We start from the raw sequence: 16,711 nt of genomic DNA, 5'->3' as shown, positions 1-16,711 counted from the left end.
CCTGTGCTCCTTCACGTCACCGTGCCCGAGGGTTCGCCCGTTGGCAATGGTCCCCGGACGGCGCGTAGGGTCGCGGGGTGCGCGATACGACCGAACTGACCGCCGCCGCCGAGCGCTTCGCCGACCGGCTGCGGGCCGCCCCGCAGAGCCGCCTCCAGCGCGGGGCCGCCGCCGAGGGGCTGGCCCTGGCCAGGGAGTTGGCCGCCCGGGCGCAGCGCCTGGAGGACCCGGAGCGGGAGCCGCGGACCATGCCCGACGCGGGCATCTTCGTGGTCGCCGACCAACTCGCCGTCGCCGCCGCGGATCTGGCCGAAAGCATGCGTACGGCCCCGGCAGGAGCCCCGGGAGGGGACCTGGACGAGGCCGTGGAACTCGTACGGGAGGCGGAGGCCCGCGCCGGGCTGTGAGGCCGTCCGGCGGGATCGGGGGCGGCCGCCTCCGGGGGCGCCGTCGCGGCGCCCGGGGGAGCGGGGCGGGGCGGGCTACATGCTGGCGATCACGCGGTCCGCGAGGATGTAGACGTTGTCCTCGGCCGCCTCGCCGCAGGAGAACGTGAGGGCGTACGCGCCGGAGACGCCCGAGCCGCCCAGCAGGACCGGGGCGCGGCCGGAGCGCAGCGCCTCGGCGAGGCGCTCTGCGGTCTCCCGGTGGCCCGGGGTCATGCAGAGCGTGGTGCCGTCGGCGAAGACGTAGACGTCCAGGGTGCCCAGCGGGCCGGGGCGGACGTCGGTCAGCGCGGTCCGGGTGTCGGCCAGCTCCTCCAGGCGCGCCACCGTGCGCTCGTGGTCGGTGACCACGGGGGTGCGGACCGGCACGAAGTCCGGGTGCGAGGGGTGCCGGCGGCGGGCCGCGGCCAGCTCGGGTGAGTCCTCCGGGTACTCGCCGGCGCCGGTGAGCTCACCGGTCAGCTCGGGGAACTCCTCGAAGGTGTCGAAGGTGTCGAAGAGCTCCATCGGATCCTGCGCGGCCTCCCGGCCCGGGCCGTCGAGTGCGGCGGCCTCCGCCTCCATGGCCTCCAGGGCCATCGCCTCCAGGCCCACGAAGTCGGTCTGGCGCGGGACGAAGTACGGGCCCTCCTCGGCCGGGCCGGCCAGTCCGCCGAGCAGCGACGGGGCGTCGGCGGCGTCCCGGGCCTCCTGCGCGGCCCAGAAGGCGCGGGCCTCGGCGAGCTCGCGCTCGCGCTCCTCGGCCAGGGCCTCGGCGACCGCGGCGCGTATCTCGCCGGCGGGCGACTGGCGGGCCTGGGGAACGGTCGCGCCCTGCGCGCTTGCGATCTCGCCACGCAGTGCGATGATCTGCTTACGGAGAGCGTGGGCGGAGTGCAGGGCGGCGGCGCCCACGGCCGTGGCAGCGGCCGTGGAAACCAGCAGGGCAAGAGACAGTGCGCTCACTGACGTACTCCCGATTCCGAGTCGATCCCCCGACTTCCTACATCAGAGTGTCCTGAGGTCGCGCCGCCTGTCAGTGCATTACGTCACGAAATGGACAGGTATTTGGGCCGGGTGTTTGGTCCCGAAACCCCTGTGACCTGGGAAGACGACTCTCCCCCGGGATGTATGTCACATCCTGGGGGAGATTCGGTCACGGCTTGGACGCGGGGCGGTTAGCCCGCGGCCCGGAAGGCCACTGGCTCAGCCGCTCGCCTTTTGTGGTCGCGCTGAGCTTCGCCACCGCTGCGGGCAGGTCCCGCCCTCGTTCCTCGGGCGACCCCTACCCTCCGCTACGGCTCAGCTCAGCCGCTCGCCTCTTGTGGTCGCGCTGAGCTTCGCCACCGCTGCGGGCAGGTCCCGCCCTCGTTCCTCGGGCGCCCCCTACCCTCCGCTACGGCTCAGCTCAGCCGCTCGATGACCATGGCCATGCCCTGGCCGCCGCCCACGCACATGGTCTCCAGGCCGAACTGCTTGTCGTGGAACTGCAGGCTGTTGATCAGCGTGCCGGTGATCCGGGCGCCGGTCATGCCGAAGGGGTGGCCGACGGCGATGGCGCCGCCGTTGACGTTGACCTTGTCCAGGTCGAAGCCGAGGTCCCGGTAGGACGGGATGACCTGCGCGGCGAAGGCCTCGTTGATCTCGACCAGGTCGATGTCGGAGGTGGTGAGACCGGCCCGCTTCAGGGCCTGCTTCGACGCCTCGACCGGGCCCAGGCCCATGATCTCGGGGGAGAGGCCGGAGACGCCGGTGGAGACGATCCGGGCCAGCGGGGTCAGGCCCAGCTCGCGCGCCTTGGTGTCGGACATGATCACGAGCGCGGCGGCGCCGTCGTTCAGCGGGCAGCAGTTGCCGGCGGTGACCAGGCCGTCGGGGCGGAAGACCGGCTTCAGGCCGGAGACGCCCTCCAGGGTGACGCCGGCGCGCGGGCCGTCGTCCTTCGAGACGACCGTGCCGTCCGGGAGCGTCACCGGGGTGATCTCGCGCTCCCAGAAGCCGTTCTTGATGGCCTGCTCGGCCAGGTTCTGCGAGCGGACGCCGAACTCGTCCATCTCCTGGCGGGTGACGCCCTTCCAGCGCGCCAGGTTCTCGGCCGTCTGGCCCATGGCGATGTACGCGTCGGGGACCAGGCCGTCCTCGCGCGGGTCGTGCCAGGTGGAGCCCTCGGAGGCGGCGACCTCGGCGGTGCGTGCCTCGGCCTCGGCGAAGAACGGGTTGTGCGTGTCGGGCAGCGAGTCCGAGTTGCCCTTCACGAAGCGGGACACCATCTCGACGCCGGCCGAGATGAAGACGTCGCCCTCGCCCGCCTTGATCGCGTGCAGCGCCATCCGGGAGGTCTGCAGCGAGGAGGAGCAGTAGCGGGTGATGGTGCAGCCGGGGAGGTGGTCCATGCCCATCTGCACGGCCACGATGCGGCCCAGGTTGTTGCCCTGCTCGCCGCCGGGCAGGCCGCAGCCGAGCATCAGGTCGTCGATGTCGCGCGGGTCCAGCTCGGGGACCTTGGCGAGGGCGGCCTGGATGATCGTGGCGGTCAGGTCGTCGGGCCGCAGGTCCTTCAGGGAGCCCTTGAAGGCCCGGCCGATCGGGGAGCGGGCGGTCGAGACGATGACGGCTTCGGGCATCACGGCTCCAGGAGGGGTGCGGAGTGGGCGGACAGAAAGGGAAGTTACCTGCACGTACCGCGCGGGTCACCGGGATCGGCGTGTGATGCGGACCTCTTTTCTAAGCGCTTGCTCAGTGGGGCGCCGGGCCGGCCGCGCGGCCGGCCACGGCCGCGCCGCCCCGGGCCGGAGAGCGCTCAGTCCCGCTGGAGCGGCGCGGAGGCGTCCCTGCGCCCGTCCTCGTCCGGTACGTGCCCCTCGTCCGGCACCGGCAACCGGCGCCGCCTGCGGTGCTTGAGCAGGGCCCACGGGGCGCGCCCCCCGGAGACCTCCGTACCGGCCTCCTTGGCCGCCTCCGCGGCCGCCTTGGCCACCGGCAGCACGTTCTCCCGGCGCTCCGCGTCGAACCGGTCGGCCTCCGGCCACACCCCGAGCGCCGCGCACACCGTCGGCAGCAGCGCCATCGCCGCCGTCGCGTACCCCTCGGCCGAGGGGTGGAAGTTGTCCACGCCGAACATCTCCCGCGGGTTCGCCGCGAACTCCGGGCCCAGCAGGTCGCCCAGCGACACCGTGCGCCCGCCCTGCTCGACCACCACGATCGTCTGCGCCGCCGCGAGCTGCCGCGAGGCCCGTCGGGCCAGCCAGCGCAGCGGCTGGTAGACCGGCTCGATGGTGCCCAGGTCCGGGCAGGTGCCCACCACCACCTCGGCGCCCGCCGTGCGCAGCCGCCGCACCGCCGCCGCCAGACAGCGCACCGACTGGGTGGCCGGCATCCGGTGGGTGACGTCGTTCGCGCCGATCATGATCACGGCCACGTCCGGCGGCCCCGAGGGCGAGGCGAGCAGCAGCGACACCTGCCGCTCCAGGTCGTCCGAGCGCGCCCCCGACAGCGCCACGTTCCGCAGCGCCACCGGCCGCTCGGCCACCGCCGCGAGCCCGGAGGCCAGCAGCGCGCCCGGGGTCTGCCCGACCCGCCGCACGCCCTGCCCGGCCGCCGTCGAATCACCCAGAAGGGCCAGCCGCAGCGGCTCCTCGGGGCCGAACTCCCGCCCGTAGCGCCCGTCCGACCCGGGCGGCAGCGGCGCCACCCCGCCCCCGACCGACTTCTTGGCCAGCGCGACCTCGGCGAGCAGCACGCCCACGGCCGCCACACCGAGCAGGCCGATGCTCCCGCCGCCGTACGCCGCGCCTGCCGCGATCCGCCGCGCCACCCTCGCCCTGGACATCCGGGCCGCCACCTCCTTCAGGCCGCATCCGAGCCGTCTCGGTTAGTCCTGCCCCGTAAGCGGCTCCGGCTACGCATTCCACGGAATACGCTGGCAGCACCATTACGGAGACCCCGGAGACTACGGTGCAATTCCACGACTCGATGATCAGCCTCGTCGGCAACACCCCGCTGGTGAAGCTCAACAGCGTCACCGCCGGCATCCAGGCGACCGTCCTGGCCAAGGTCGAGTACTTCAACCCGGGCGGCTCGGTCAAGGACCGCATCGCCCTGCGCATGATCGAGGCGGCCGAGGAGAGCGGCGCCCTCAAGCCCGGCGGCACCATCGTCGAGCCCACGTCCGGAAACACCGGCGTCGGCCTCGCGATCGTGGCCCAGCAGAAGGGCTACAAGTGCATCTTCGTCTGCCCGGACAAGGTGTCCACGGACAAGATCAACGTGCTGCGGGCCTACGGTGCCGAGGTCGTCGTCTGCCCGACGGCGGTCGACCCCGAGCACCCGGACTCGTACTACAACGTGTCGGACCGGCTCGTGCGGGAGACCCCCGGCGCCTGGAAGCCCGACCAGTACTCGAACCCGAACAACCCGCGCTCGCACTACGAGACCACCGGTCCCGAGCTGTGGGAGCAGACGGAGGGGAAGATCACCCACTTCGTCGCGGGCGTCGGCACCGGAGGCACCATCTCCGGCACCGGCAACTACCTGAAGGACGCCTCCAAGGGCAAGGTCCAGGTCATCGGCGCCGACCCGGAGGGCTCGGTCTACTCCGGCGGCTCCGGCCGCCCGTACCTGGTGGAGGGCGTCGGCGAGGACTTCTGGCCGACCGCCTACGACCGGAACGTCGCCGACCGGATCGTCGCGGTGTCCGACAAGGACTCCTTCCAGATGACCCGCCGCCTCGCCAAGGAGGAGGGCCTGCTGGTCGGCGGCTCCTGCGGCATGGCGGTCGTCGCCGCGCTGGAGGTCGCCAAGGAGCTCGGCCCGGACGACGTCGTCGTGGTGCTGCTGCCGGACTCCGGCCGCGGCTACCTGTCGAAGATCTTCAACGACGAGTGGATGGCCGACTACGGCTTCCTGGAGGACACCTCCTCCGCCACCGTCTCCGACGTGCTGACCCACCGCTCCGGCGACGTGCCCTCGCTGGTCCACATGCACCCGGACGAGACCGTCGGCCAGGCCATCGAGGTGCTGCGCGAGTACGGCGTCTCCCAGATGCCGATCGTGAAGCCGGGCGCCGGCCACCCCGACGTGATGGCCGCCGAGGTCGTCGGCTCGGTCGTCGAGCGCGAGCTGCTGAGCGCGCTCTTCACCCAGAAGGCCTCCCTGGAGGACCCGCTGGAGGACCACATGTCCGCCCCGCTGCCGCAGGTCGGCTCGGGCGAGCCGGTCGCCGACCTGATGTCGGTGCTCGGCGACGCGGACGCGGCGATCGTGCTGGTCGAGGGCAAGCCGACCGGCGTGGTCAGCCGCCAGGACCTGCTGGCCTTCCTCGCCGCGAGCGGCGGCGGCCGCCAGCACTGAGGCCGTGACGGGGGTGCCGCGGCGCCGTTCGCGCAAACGGTACGAGCGCGACACGTACCCGCAGCACCCCCTTAACAAGGCCCGTGCAGAGTGATTCCCGTCGGCGTCACGGACCTCCGGAGCGGCTCCCGGACCTTCCAGACGACGCCGCCGGACGCGGACCGGCCCTGACCCGGGCCCGTGTCCCTCGCGGGGACCGCCGTCGTCCCGCCCCCCGGAAACGGGGGTGCGGCGGTCCCCGCGCAACCCATTCCCCGCGCCCTCCCCTCGTTCCCCGTGCCCTCTGCTTGCCTGTCTGCATATGCTCATGCAGAGTTCCAGGTGACTGAATAGGCGGACAGGGGAAGGGGGACGGCAGGCATGAGCGACAGCCCGGCCGGACGGCTGCAGGCGCTCTTCGAGGGGCACCGGCTCACGCCGACCCAGCGGCGCATCGCGCACTGCATGGTGCGCCGTGCCGCCGACGTGCCCTTCCTCTCCAGCGTCGAACTGGCCGAGCTCGCCGGCGTCAGCCAGCCCTCCGTGACCCGCTTCGCGGTCTCCCTCGGCTTCGACGGCTACCCGGCGCTGCGCAAGCACCTGCGCGACAGCGTGCCCGCGGTCGCCGAGGAGCACGCCGAGCACAACGAGTACCAGCAGGCCGTGCTCGGCGAGATCGAGAACCTCAGGCACCTCGCCGAGCTGCTCGCCGACCCCGCCCCGGTCGAGCGGGCCGGCCGGCTGCTCGCCGGCTCGCGCCCGCTGCCGGTGCTCGGCCTGCGCGCCGCCTCCTCGCAGGCCCGCGGCTTCGCCTACTTCGCCGGCAAGGTGCACCCGGACGTCCGGCTGCTCGACGAGGGCGGCTCGATGCTCGACGACCGCATCGACGCGGCCGTGCGGGCCGGGGCCTCGGCCCTGCTGTGCTTCGCGCTGCCCCGGCACCCGCGCGAGGTGGTCGACGCGCTCGCGCACGCCCGGGCCGCCGGACTGACGGTGGTGACCGTGGCGGAGTCCGCCTTCGCGCCCGTCGCCGCCCACAGCGACCTGCTCATCCCGGCCGCCGTCGGCACCGGCCTGGCCTTCGACACCGCGTGCGCGCCGATGCTGCTCGGCCGGGTCCTCCTGGAGGCCATGGCGGACGAGCTGCCGGACGCCCAGGCCCGCCTGGAGGAGTTCGACGCCAAGGCGGCGGCGCGCGGCCTGTTCGTCGACTGAGCGCGCCCTCCCGGGCGGCGCCTCAGATCTCCAGCTCGTCGCCGATCCGCTTGAGCTGGTGGCGGGCCATCGCCAGGTTCGCCCGGGACTTGTCGAGCGCCAGGTAGAGGAAGAGGCCGTTCGCGCCACGCGACTTGAGCAGCCGGATCAGGTGGTACTGGCCGCCGAGGGTGATCAGGATGTCCTCGATCTCGTCCTGGATGCCCAGCATCTCCATCGTGCGGACCTTGGCGCGGACCACGTCCGTGTTGCCCGCCGCCGCGACGGCCAGGTCGAAGTCCTTGCCGCCGCCGATGACGCCGAGGGCCATGCCGCTCGTGTAGTCGACGAGCGCCGCACCGATGGTGCCTTCGATCTGGGCGGCTTCCTTGAGGGAGGTCTCGGTGTTCGCCATGCTTCGCTTCTTCCTTCGTGGGAGTGGGACGGGGGAAAAGTCGTGGGGGAGCCCCGGGAGCGCCGGGCAGCGCGGGGGAGTTCCAGGCGCTCCGGGGTCAGTCCGGGTCCCGGCGGGTCAGTGCGCCGTCGACCAGCTCGCCTATCCGGGCGCTGGACCGGCGGGCCTCCAGGTGGAGCCGGCCGACGTTGATCCGGGGCTCGGCGAGCAGCGTGAGGACGGCCGAGCCGCCCGCCGCGTACGTCGCCACGTAGCCGTGCTCGCCGCGGACCAGCAGCTCGCGGAAGCCGCCCTGGCCGGTGCAGTCGGCGAGCCGCTGTCCGACGCCGAGCGCGGCGGCGGTCAGCGCGGCCACGGCCTCCGCCTCGCCCGCCACGGCGTCCTGGGCGAGCACCAGGCCGTCGGCGCTGGCCGCCAGCGCCCCGGTCAGCTGCGGCAGCCGGGCGCGCAGTCGTCTCAGCTCGCCGAGCACCTCGGCTTCTGCGGTCATCAGTTGTCTCCTCTCGGCGCGCAGGCGCAGAGCACGCCGCATCACAGGGCTGCCTCCAGGGCGTCACGGAGCCGGCGGAGCAGGGCGACGTCGGGATCGCTGACGGCGGCCGCCTCGCCCAGCCACGCGGGGACGGCGGGCGGGGCCGGCGGCGGTGCGTCGTACGGGGTCTCGACCAGGCCCGCCGCGGCGAGCCGGCGCACGTCGAGCAGGGTGTGGAAGGCGGGCCGGCCCAGCAGCCGGGCGAGGTCGCCGGGGGTGCGCACCCCGTCGGCGGCGGCGAGCAGCGCCCGGTGGCGGGCCCCGACCGGCTGGCCGGGGGCGGCGGGGCGGGGCACCACGGGGGCGTGGTCGACGGCCGGCCACGGCCAGACGCTGTCGAGGAGGGCGCGGCGGCGCAGGGTCTCGCGCTCGACGGTGCCGGTGTCGACCGGCCGCACGGTGCCGAACCAGTGCGCCACTCCGTAGCGGAAACGGGTCGGTCCCGTGGTGGGCGCGAGGGCGAAGAAGGCGGCGTCGAAGACCGCGCCGAGGTGGCAGATCTCCAGCTCGCCGTCGTGCAGCCGGCCGCTGTCGACGAGGAAGCGGCCGACGGCGCCGCGCGCCCCGGCCCGGTCGACGGCCTCGTCCCAGCCCGCCCGCGGCAGTCGGCCGGCGGCGGTGAGCAGCACGTCGACGCCGGGGGCGCTGGGGCTCTCCGCGTGCACGACGCGCCCGTCGACCAGGTAGAGCGTGCCGTGGTCGCGCAGCAGGGCGCCGGTGGCCCGCTCCGCCACGAGGCGGGTGAGCATCGGGGAGACCGGTGCGGCGGGCGTCATCCCAGCACCAGCCTCTCGGCGAGGTCGCCGAGCCTGATCCGGGCGAGGGCGAGGTTGCCGGTGGAGCGGTCCAGCCAGACGTGGAGGAAGACGCTGCTGTCGAAGTCCGTCTCGACGAAGCGGATCACGTGGTAGCCGACCCGGGTGGTGACGATCAGGTCCTCGACCGGCGGGGCGGCGGCCTGGGGCGCCGTCTCCACGGCGGCCGATCCGGTGGTGGCCGGTTCGCCGGCGGGCGACTCGAACTCGGCGGCCGCGCGGGCCAGTTCGGCGCTCTCGGCGGCGGTGGTCTCGTGGTCGCCCACCGGTGACTCGCCCGCCGACCCGAGGGCCAGTCCGCTGGTCCAGTCGACCAGCCAGGCCCCGCGCGCCCCCGGCAGGCTCATCGCCTCCAGCAGGCACTCGTCGATTCCGGGCACGCGAGATCCCCTCCCGATGCGGCGTGCGGACGAACGGCAGTAACGGTGACGCTACTCAACGTCGCGGCTCCAGGGAGGGGTTCTGGCATTTTCCAACGGAATTTGTCAGGGGCTCAGCCCCGGCTCTCCACGGCCCGCGCCATCTCGTCCAGGTCCTTGCCGAGGGCCCGCCCCACCGCCCGGCCGCCGAAGCGGGCGAGCAGCCGGGTGAGCGGGCCGGGGCTGCGGTCGTGGGCGGGCCGGGCCGTGAAGGTCATCCGCAGCACGGTCGCGGTGGCGGCGACCGCGGGGCCCTCGGGGCGCAGGGTGAGCTCGGAGACGTAGTGCATCCCGTGCGAGTCGGCGACGGTGACGTACCGCTCGGGCGGCTCGCACACGGTCACCGTCATCTCCTCGGTGGCCGTCCGGCCCAGCATCCGCCGGGTCTCGCGCCAGCGGGTGCCCACCGCGAAGCCGCCCGGGGTGAGCACCTCGACCTTCTCGACGCCGGTGAGCAGCCGGGGCAGCTCGGGCAGGTCGGTGATCGCCTCCCAGACGCGCCCGGGGGAGGCGGCGACACGGCGTTCCACGACGACGGAGGTGCCTGCGGTCATGCCTCCATGGCAGCATCCGGCGCCGGGGCGCGCACCAGCGCGTCGGCGTGGGCGCCGCCGGACTCGGCCACGATCTCGTCGAGGCTCTGGGTGGGGCGCACGGTGGAGAAGGCGATCGAGCCGTCGTCCGTCGGGGTGAATCCGTGCACGGCGGGCCGGGGCAGGCTGTTGTACGCGTAGTGGTGCGCGAAGTAGTAGGCGCCGGTGTCCGGCACCGCCACCACGTCGCCGGGGCGCAGCGGCGGCAGGGCCCGGCCGGTGGCGAGCAGGTCCCCGGCGAAGCAGGCCGGTCCGGCCACGTCCTGGACCACCTCGTCGCCGGTGCGGCGGCGGCCCTCGGCGTCGTACGCGAGGATCCGCAGCGGCCAGGCGCCGGGGACGTAGACGGTGCGGGCGGCGATCTGGACGCCGGCGTGGGTGACGGCGATGGGGCGGCCGCCGGAGGTCTTGGTGTACTCGACCCGGGCCAGCACGGTGCCGTGCTTGGCGAGCAGGGACCGTCCGAACTCGGTGACCAGGGCATAGCGCCCGTCGAAGAGCCCGGGGACGGTGGCGGCGAGCAGCCGGGCGTACTCGGCGTGGGTGGGGGTCTCCTCGTCGGAGGCGAAGTTGACCGGGAGGCCGCCGCCGATGTCGAAGGTGTCGATCTGCTGCCGGCCGGCCTTGGCGTTGATCTCCTCGGCGAGCGCGTATCCGGCGGCGACGCCCTCGGCCATCAGGGCGAGCGGGATGCCCTGGGAGCCGGTGTGGGTGTGCAGCCGGGTGAGCCAGGGGCGGTCGAGGTAGGCCTGGACGACGGCCTCGCGGGCGCCCTCGTCGCGCAGGGCCACGCCGAACTTGGAGGTCGGGGTCGCGGTGGACAGGGCGTCGATGGTGCCGGCGCCGACCTGGGGGTTCACCCGCAGGCCGAGCGGCGAGGCGGTGGGCCTGGCTGCGACCAGGGCGTCGAGCCGGGCCAGTTCCTGGAGGTTGTCGGCGTTGACCGCGATGCCGAGCGCGAGGGCGTGGCGCAGTTCCTCGGGGGTCTTGGCGGGGGAGTCGAGGACGGTGCGGGCGGCGGGGACGCCGGCGGCCCGGGCCAGGGCCAGCTCGCCGGGGCTGGCGACCTCGGCGCCGAGCCCGGCCTCGTGCAGCAGGCGCAGCACGGGCACCAGCGGGCAGGCCTTGACGGCGAAGGCGTGGAGCACGGGGGCGTCGGTGACGGCGGCGAAGGCGCTGGTCAGCGCGGCGGCGGAGGCGCGGATGCCGGCGGTGTCGAGGAGGGCGGTGACGGGTTCGGCGGGGGAGAGCAGGCCGTGCTCGACGGCGGCGCGGACGGCCCGGTCGCGTACGGAGAGCGTCATGCGTCCATGGCACCACCCGGTGGGTCGGCCGCGCAGCTGTTGACTAAAACTATTCATCGGGTCAGGATGTGAATACCTGAGTGAATACGTCTGTGACGTCAGCGACGTCGGCATGCAGAACCGAGGAGGCACCGCCATGTCAGGACCCCGACCCGTACGGGCACCGCGCGGTACGGAACTGAGCGCCCTGGGATGGCAGCAGGAGGCCGCCCTCCGGATGCTGCAGAACAACCTCGACCCCGAGGTCGCCGAGCACCCCGACAAGCTCGTCGTCTACGGCGGCACCGGCAAGGCCGCCCGCGACTGGCGCTCCTTCGACGCCATGGTCCGCACGCTGAGGACCCTCAAGCAGGACGAGACCATGCTCGTCCAGTCCGGCCGCCCGGTCGGCGTCATGCAGACCCACGAGTGGGCCCCGCGCGTCCTCATCGCCAACTCCAACCTGGTCGGCGACTGGGCCAACTGGGAGGAGTTCCGGCGCCTGGAGGCCCTCGGCCTCACCATGTACGGCCAGATGACCGCCGGCTCCTGGATCTACATCGGCACCCAGGGCATCCTCCAGGGCACCTACGAGACCTTCGCCGCCGTCGCCGCCAAGAAGTTCGGCGGCACCCTCGCCGGCACCATCACCCTCACCGCCGGCCTCGGCGGCATGGGCGGCGCCCAGCCGCTCGCCGTCACCATGAACGACGGCGTCGCCCTCTGCATCGACTGCGACCCGCGCGCCATCGAGCGCCGCATCGAGCACCGCTACCTCGACGTCAAGGCCGACAACCTGGCGCACGCCCTCCAGCTCGCCACCGAGGCCCGCGACGCCCGCCGCCCGCTCTCCATCGGCCTCCTCGGCAACGCCGCCGAGCTGCTCCCGCAGATGCTCGCCGAGGGCGCGCCGATCGACATCGTGACGGACCAGACGTCCGCCCACGACCCGCTGTCCTACCTCCCCGTCGGCATCGCCTTCGAGGACATGGCCGACGCCGCCGCCAAGGACCCGGCCGGCTTCACCCAGCGCTCCCGCGAGTCCATGGCCCGGCACGTCGAGGCCATGGTCGGCTTCATGGACGCCGGCGCCGAGGTCTTCGACTACGGCAACTCGATCCGCGGCGAGGCCCAGCTGGCCGGCTACGACCGCGCCTTCGCCTTCCCGGGCTTCGTCCCCGCCTACATCCGCCCGCTCTTCTGCGAGGGCAAGGGCCCGTTCCGCTGGGCCGCCCTCTCCGGCGAGGCGAGCGACATCGCGAAGACCGACAAGGCGATCCTCGACCTCTTCCCGGAGAACGAGTCCCTCGCCCGCTGGATCAAGATGGCCGGCGAGCGCGTCCACTTCCAGGGCCTGCCCGCCCGCATCTGCTGGCTCGGCCAGGGCGAGCGCGACAAGGCCGGCGCCATGTTCAACGACATGGTCGCCGACGGCACCCTCGCCGCCCCGCTCGCGATCGGCCGCGACCACCTCGACTGCGGCTCGGTCGCCTCCCCGTACCGCGAGACCGAGGCCATGCTCGACGGCTCCGACGCCATCGCCGACTGGCCGCTGCTCAACGCCATGGTCAACGTCGCCTCCGGCGCCTCCTGGGTCTCCCTCCACCACGGCGGCGGCGTCGGCATGGGCCGCTCCATCCACGCCGGCCAGGTCTCCGTCGCCGACGGCACCAAGCTCGCCGGCGAGAAGATCCGCCGCGTGCTGACCAACGACCCCGGCATGGGCGTCATCCGCCACGTCGACGCCGGCTACGACATCGCCGAGCGGGTCGCCGACGAGAAGGGCGTCCGCATCCCGATGCGCGAGGGTGACTCCGCGTGACCTCCGCCCACGACGCCACCCCCGCCGGCCGCACGGCCGGCGGGGGCCGGCCGGACTCGCCCTCCTTCCACGCGATGTGGCGCAGCCTCGCCCCCCTCGGCCGCCACGCGGACTCCGGCGGCTACCGCCGCTACGCCTGGACCGAGGCGGACGCCGACTGCCGGCTGTGGTTCCGCATGCAGGCCGAGGCCCGGCGGCTCGACGTCGAGACCGACCGCAACGGCAACCAGTGGGCCTGGCTCGGCGACCCCGCCGCCGGTGACGCCGTCGTCACCGGCTCCCACCTGGACTCCGTGCCCGACGGCGGCGCCTTCGACGGCCCGCTCGGCGTCGTGTCCGCCTTCGCCGCGCTCGACGAGCTCCGCGCCCGCGGGGTCTCCTTCAAGCGGCCCCTCGCCATCGTCAACTTCGGCGACGAGGAGGGCGCCCGCTTCGGGCTCGCCTGCGTCGGCTCCCGGCTCACCTCCGGCCAGCTGACCAAGGAGAAGGCCTTCGAGCTGCGCGACGCGGACGGCATCAGCCTCCCGCAGGCCATGGAGGCGGCCGGCCACGACCCCGAGACCATCGGCCACGACCCCGAACGGCTCGCCCGGATCGGCGCCTTCGTCGAACTCCACGTCGAGCAGGGCCGGGCCCTCGACCTGTCCGGCGACCCCGTCGGCATCGCCTCCGCCATCTGGCCGCACGGCCGCTGGCGGTACGACTTCCACGGCGAGGCCAACCACGCGGGCACCACCCGGCTCGTCGACCGGCGCGACCCCATGCTGCCGTACGCCGAGACCGTCCTCGCCGCCCGGCAGGAGGCCGAACTCGCCGGCGCCGTCGCCACCTTCGGCAAGATCGCCGTCGAGCCCAACGGCGTCAACGCCATCCCCTCCCTGGTCCGCGGCTGGCTCGACGCCCGCGCCGCCGACCAGGAGTCCCTGGACGCCGTCGTCGCCGGCATCGAGGCCGCCGCCCGCGACCACGCCGTCCGCCGGGGCGTCGACCTCGCCGTCGTCCGCGAGTCCTTCACCCCGGTCGTCGAGTTCGGGCACGCGCTGCGCGAGGAACTCAGCCGGATCCTCGCCGACACCACCGGCACCAAGATCCCGGTCCTGGGCACCGGCGCCGGACACGACGCCGGCATCCTGTCCGCCTCGATCCCGACCGCCATGCTGTTCGTACGGAACCCCACGGGCGTCTCGCACTCCCCGGCCGAGTTCGCCGCCGAGGACGACTGCGTCGCGGGCGTCCACGCACTCGCCGACGTACTGGAGGGCCTCGCGTGCAGGTGACCACCTACTGGCTGGAGCACGCCTGGCTCGGCACCCACGCCGAGCCGGGCGTCGCCCTGGACGTCGCGGACGGGCGCATCACCGCCGTCCGCACCGGCCAGGACACCCCGCCCCCGGGCGCCGAGGTGCTGCGCGGCCTCACCGTCCCCGGCCTGGCGAACGCCCACTCGCACGCTTTCCACCGGGCCCTGCGCGGCACCGTCCAGGTCGGCTCCGGAACCTTCTGGACCTGGCGCGAGGTCATGTACGGGGTCGCCCAGCGGCTCACCCCCGAGAGCTACTTCGCCCTCGCCCGGGCCGTCTACGCCGAGATGGCGCTCGCCGGCATCACCTCCGTCGGCGAATTCCACTACCTCCACCACGCCCCCGGCGGCACCCCCTACGCCGACCCCAACGCCATGGGCGAGGCCCTGATCGCGGCCGCCGCCGAGGCCGGCATCCGCATCACCCTCCTCGACACCGCCTACCTCTCCTCCGGCTTCGGCGCCGCCCCCGAACAGCACCAGCTGCGCTTCTCCGACGGCACCGCCGACGCCTGGGCCGAGCGGGTCTCCGCCCTCGAGGAACGCGAGGGCGTCCGGATCGGCGCCGCCGTCCACTCCGTCCGCGCCGTCCCCGCCGGGCAGCTCGCCACCGTCGCCCGCTGGGCCGAGGAACGGCGGGCCCCGCTGCACGTCCACCTCTCCGAGCAGACCGCCGAGAACGAGGCCTGCCAGGCCGCCCACGGCATGACGCCGACCCAGCTCCTGGCGGAGCACGGTGTGCTCGGCGCCCGCACCACGGGCGTCCACAACACCCACATGACGGACGGCGACATCAAGCTCATCGGCTCGACCGCCACCGGCACCTGCATGTGCCCCACCACCGAACGGGACCTCGCCGACGGCATCGGCCCCGCCGTCGCCCTCCAGCGGGCCGGCTCCCCGCTCTCGCTGGGCAGCGACAGCCACGCCGTCATCGACCTCCTCGAAGAGGCGCGGGCCATGGAGCTGAACGAGCGCCTGCGCACCCGGACCCGCGGCCACTGGACCGCGGCGGCCCTGCTGCGCGCGGCCACCGAGGACGGCCACGCGGCCCTCGGCTGGACCGACGCAGGGCGCCTGGAGGCGGGCGCGCTCGCCGACTTCACGACGCTCGCGCTCGACTCCGTCAGGACAGCGGGGCCGGAACCGCGTCTGGCAGCCGAGACGGCGGTATTCGCAGCGTCGGCCGCGGACGTGCGGCACACGGTCGTGGGCGGCCGCCACGTGGTCCGGGACGGCGTCCACCGCTCCGTACCCGATACGGCCCGTGCCCTCGCGGACTCGATCGCCGCCCTGCGCGGCTGAAGGAGACACCTCTCACCATGAACGGCCCCGCGGCGACGAACAACCCGGTGGCGAACCCCGCCCCCACGAGCGCGAACAGCGCCGTGGCGACGACCGCCACCGTCATCACGAACATCGCAAGTCTCGTCACCAACGACCCCTCCCTCGGTGATGGTTCGGCACTCGGACTGATCCAGGACGCGGCCGTCGTCATCGAGGGCGACCGCGTCGTCTGGGTCGGTGAATCCAGCAAAGCACCCGCCACTGACAACCGGGCCGACGCCGGCGGCCGGGCCGTCGTCCCCGGCTTCGTCGACTCCCACTCCCACCTGGTCTTCGCGGGCGACCGCACCGCCGAGTTCAACGCCCGGATGTCCGGCCAGCCCTACAAGGCCGGCGGCATCCGCACCACCGTCGCCGCGACCCGCGCCGCCACCGACGCCGAACTCTCCGCCAACGTCGCCCGCTACATGTGGGAGGCGCTGCGCCAGGGCACCACCACCTTCGAGACCAAGTCCGGCTACGGCCTCACCGTCGAGGACGAGGCCCGCGCCCTGCGGATCGCCGCCGAGCACACCGACGAGGTCACCTACCTCGGCGCGCACATCGTGTCCCCCGACTACGCCGACGACCCCGCCGGGTACGTGAAGCTGGTGACCGGCGCGATGCTGGACGCCTGCGCGCCGTACGCCCGCTGGGTCGACGTGTTCTGCGAGAAGGGCGCCTTCGACGGCGACCAGGCCCGCGCGATCCTCAAGGCCGGCCAGGCGAAGGGCCTGCAGGCCCGGGTGCACGCCAACCAGCTGACGTACGGCCCCGGCGTGCAGCTCGCGGTCGAGCTGGACGCGGCGAGCGCCGACCACTGCACCCACCTCACCGACGCCGACATCGACGCGCTCGCCCAGGGCAACACGGTGGCGACGCTGCTGCCCGGCGCGGAGTTCTCCACGCGCGCGGAGTGGCCGGACGCGCGGCGGCTGCTCGACGTGGGCGTGACGGTCGCGCTGTCCACGGACTGCAACCCCGGCTCGTCCTTCACCTCCTCGATGCCCTTCTGCATCGCGCTCGCCGTCCGCGACATGCTGATGACCCCCGACGAGGCGCTCTGGTCCGCGACCGCCGGCGGCGCGGCGGCGCTCCGCCGCACGGACGTGGGCCGGCTCTCCCCCGGCGCCCGCGCCGACCTGATCGTCCTGGACGCCCCCTCCCACGTGCACCTGGCCTACCGGCCGGGAGTGCCGCTGGTCGCGGAGGTCTGGCGAAAGGGTGTGCGGACCGTCTGAGGGCGCGGCTAGTTTGGG

The 16,711-nt window shown here is 73.9% G+C and carries 16 protein-coding genes; 7 read left to right on the top strand and 9 right to left on the bottom strand.

From position 1 onward, the window contains the following. The first annotated feature begins 77 nt into the window (after nt 1-77). Complete coding sequence (locus ACIGW2_RS30695) at nt 78-407, top strand: hypothetical protein (protein ID WP_361585628.1); 330 nt, start codon at nt 78-80, stop codon at nt 405-407. 75 nt (nt 408-482) lie between these two features. Here ACIGW2_RS30695 and ACIGW2_RS30690 read toward each other — a convergent pair whose 3' ends face one another. From ACIGW2_RS30690 to ACIGW2_RS30680, 3 genes are all read right to left on the bottom strand, one after another. Next, nucleotides 483-1,391, bottom strand: a complete 909-nt coding sequence (locus ACIGW2_RS30690; protein WP_391654580.1) for a hypothetical protein — start codon at nt 1,389-1,391, stop codon at nt 483-485. A gap of 437 nt (nt 1,392-1,828) precedes the next feature. Further along, nucleotides 1,829-3,049: an acetyl-CoA C-acetyltransferase gene (locus ACIGW2_RS30685; protein WP_361585622.1), complete on the bottom strand. Its 1,221-nt coding sequence runs from the start codon at nt 3,047-3,049 to the stop codon at nt 1,829-1,831. A gap of 176 nt (nt 3,050-3,225) precedes the next feature. Continuing rightward, nucleotides 3,226-4,254 (bottom strand): SGNH/GDSL hydrolase family protein, encoded by a 1,029-nt coding sequence (locus tag ACIGW2_RS30680; RefSeq protein WP_399847189.1) that lies wholly within the window; start codon nt 4,252-4,254, stop codon nt 3,226-3,228. Nucleotides 4,255-4,379: 125 nt separating this feature from the next. Between ACIGW2_RS30680 and ACIGW2_RS30675 the strand changes: the two genes are divergently transcribed. Then, nucleotides 4,380-5,774 carry a cystathionine beta-synthase gene (locus tag ACIGW2_RS30675; protein ID WP_356067483.1) on the top strand — a complete coding sequence of 465 codons (1,395 nt, stop codon included), beginning with the start codon at nt 4,380-4,382 and terminating at the stop codon, nt 5,772-5,774. 360 nt (nt 5,775-6,134) lie between these two features. Next, nucleotides 6,135-6,968, top strand: a complete 834-nt coding sequence (locus ACIGW2_RS30670) for a MurR/RpiR family transcriptional regulator (protein WP_356067485.1) — start codon at nt 6,135-6,137, stop codon at nt 6,966-6,968. A gap of 22 nt (nt 6,969-6,990) precedes the next feature. Here the strand turns inward: ACIGW2_RS30670 and ACIGW2_RS30665 are convergent, their stop codons facing one another. From ACIGW2_RS30665 to ACIGW2_RS30640, 6 genes are all read right to left on the bottom strand, one after another. Continuing rightward, nucleotides 6,991-7,362 (bottom strand): hypothetical protein, encoded by a 372-nt coding sequence (locus ACIGW2_RS30665; protein ID WP_391654577.1) that lies wholly within the window; start codon nt 7,360-7,362, stop codon nt 6,991-6,993. A 97-nt stretch (nt 7,363-7,459) separates the two neighbouring features. Further along, nucleotides 7,460-7,852, bottom strand: a complete 393-nt coding sequence (locus tag ACIGW2_RS30660) for a roadblock/LC7 domain-containing protein (RefSeq protein ID WP_356067489.1) — start codon at nt 7,850-7,852, stop codon at nt 7,460-7,462. Nucleotides 7,853-7,893: 41 nt separating this feature from the next. Next, entirely contained in the window at nt 7,894-8,670 is a 777-nt protein-coding gene (locus ACIGW2_RS30655; RefSeq protein ID WP_391654576.1) for a transcriptional regulator, read from the bottom strand. After that, complete coding sequence (locus tag ACIGW2_RS30650) at nt 8,667-9,089, bottom strand: hypothetical protein (protein ID WP_399847187.1); 423 nt, start codon at nt 9,087-9,089, stop codon at nt 8,667-8,669. The genes ACIGW2_RS30655 and ACIGW2_RS30650 overlap by 4 nt, the downstream gene beginning before the upstream one ends. A gap of 113 nt (nt 9,090-9,202) precedes the next feature. Continuing rightward, nucleotides 9,203-9,682 carry an SRPBCC family protein gene (locus ACIGW2_RS30645; protein WP_361585608.1) on the bottom strand — a complete coding sequence of 160 codons (480 nt, stop codon included), beginning with the start codon at nt 9,680-9,682 and terminating at the stop codon, nt 9,203-9,205. Next, nucleotides 9,679-11,025, bottom strand: a complete 1,347-nt coding sequence (locus tag ACIGW2_RS30640; protein ID WP_399847186.1) for a diaminopimelate decarboxylase — start codon at nt 11,023-11,025, stop codon at nt 9,679-9,681. The genes ACIGW2_RS30645 and ACIGW2_RS30640 overlap by 4 nt, the downstream gene beginning before the upstream one ends. Before the next feature lie 136 nt (nt 11,026-11,161). On the opposite strand from ACIGW2_RS30640, the gene hutU reads away from it, so the two are divergent. From hutU to hutI, 4 genes are all read left to right on the top strand, one after another. Beyond that, nucleotides 11,162-12,826 (top strand): urocanate hydratase, encoded by a 1,665-nt coding sequence (hutU, locus tag ACIGW2_RS30635; RefSeq protein ID WP_391654574.1) that lies wholly within the window; start codon nt 11,162-11,164, stop codon nt 12,824-12,826. 74 nt (nt 12,827-12,900) lie between these two features. Next, nucleotides 12,901-14,103, top strand: a complete 1,203-nt coding sequence (locus ACIGW2_RS30630) for an allantoate amidohydrolase (protein WP_391654841.1) — start codon at nt 12,901-12,903, stop codon at nt 14,101-14,103. Next, nucleotides 14,094-15,431 carry a formimidoylglutamate deiminase gene (locus ACIGW2_RS30625; protein ID WP_391654573.1) on the top strand — a complete coding sequence of 446 codons (1,338 nt, stop codon included), beginning with the start codon at nt 14,094-14,096 and terminating at the stop codon, nt 15,429-15,431. The genes ACIGW2_RS30630 and ACIGW2_RS30625 overlap by 10 nt, the downstream gene beginning before the upstream one ends. 17 nt (nt 15,432-15,448) lie before the next feature. Further along, on the top strand, nt 15,449-16,693 hold the full coding sequence (gene hutI / locus ACIGW2_RS30620; protein WP_391654572.1) for an imidazolonepropionase: 1,245 nt from the start codon (nt 15,449-15,451) through the stop codon (nt 16,691-16,693). Nucleotides 16,694-16,711: the final 18 nt, after the last annotated feature.

Source organism: Streptomyces sp. NPDC053541 (genome assembly GCF_044544705.1).
GTDB lineage: Bacteria > Actinomycetota > Actinomycetes > Streptomycetales > Streptomycetaceae > Streptomyces.
This window is presented reverse-complemented; position numbering and strand designations above follow the sequence as displayed.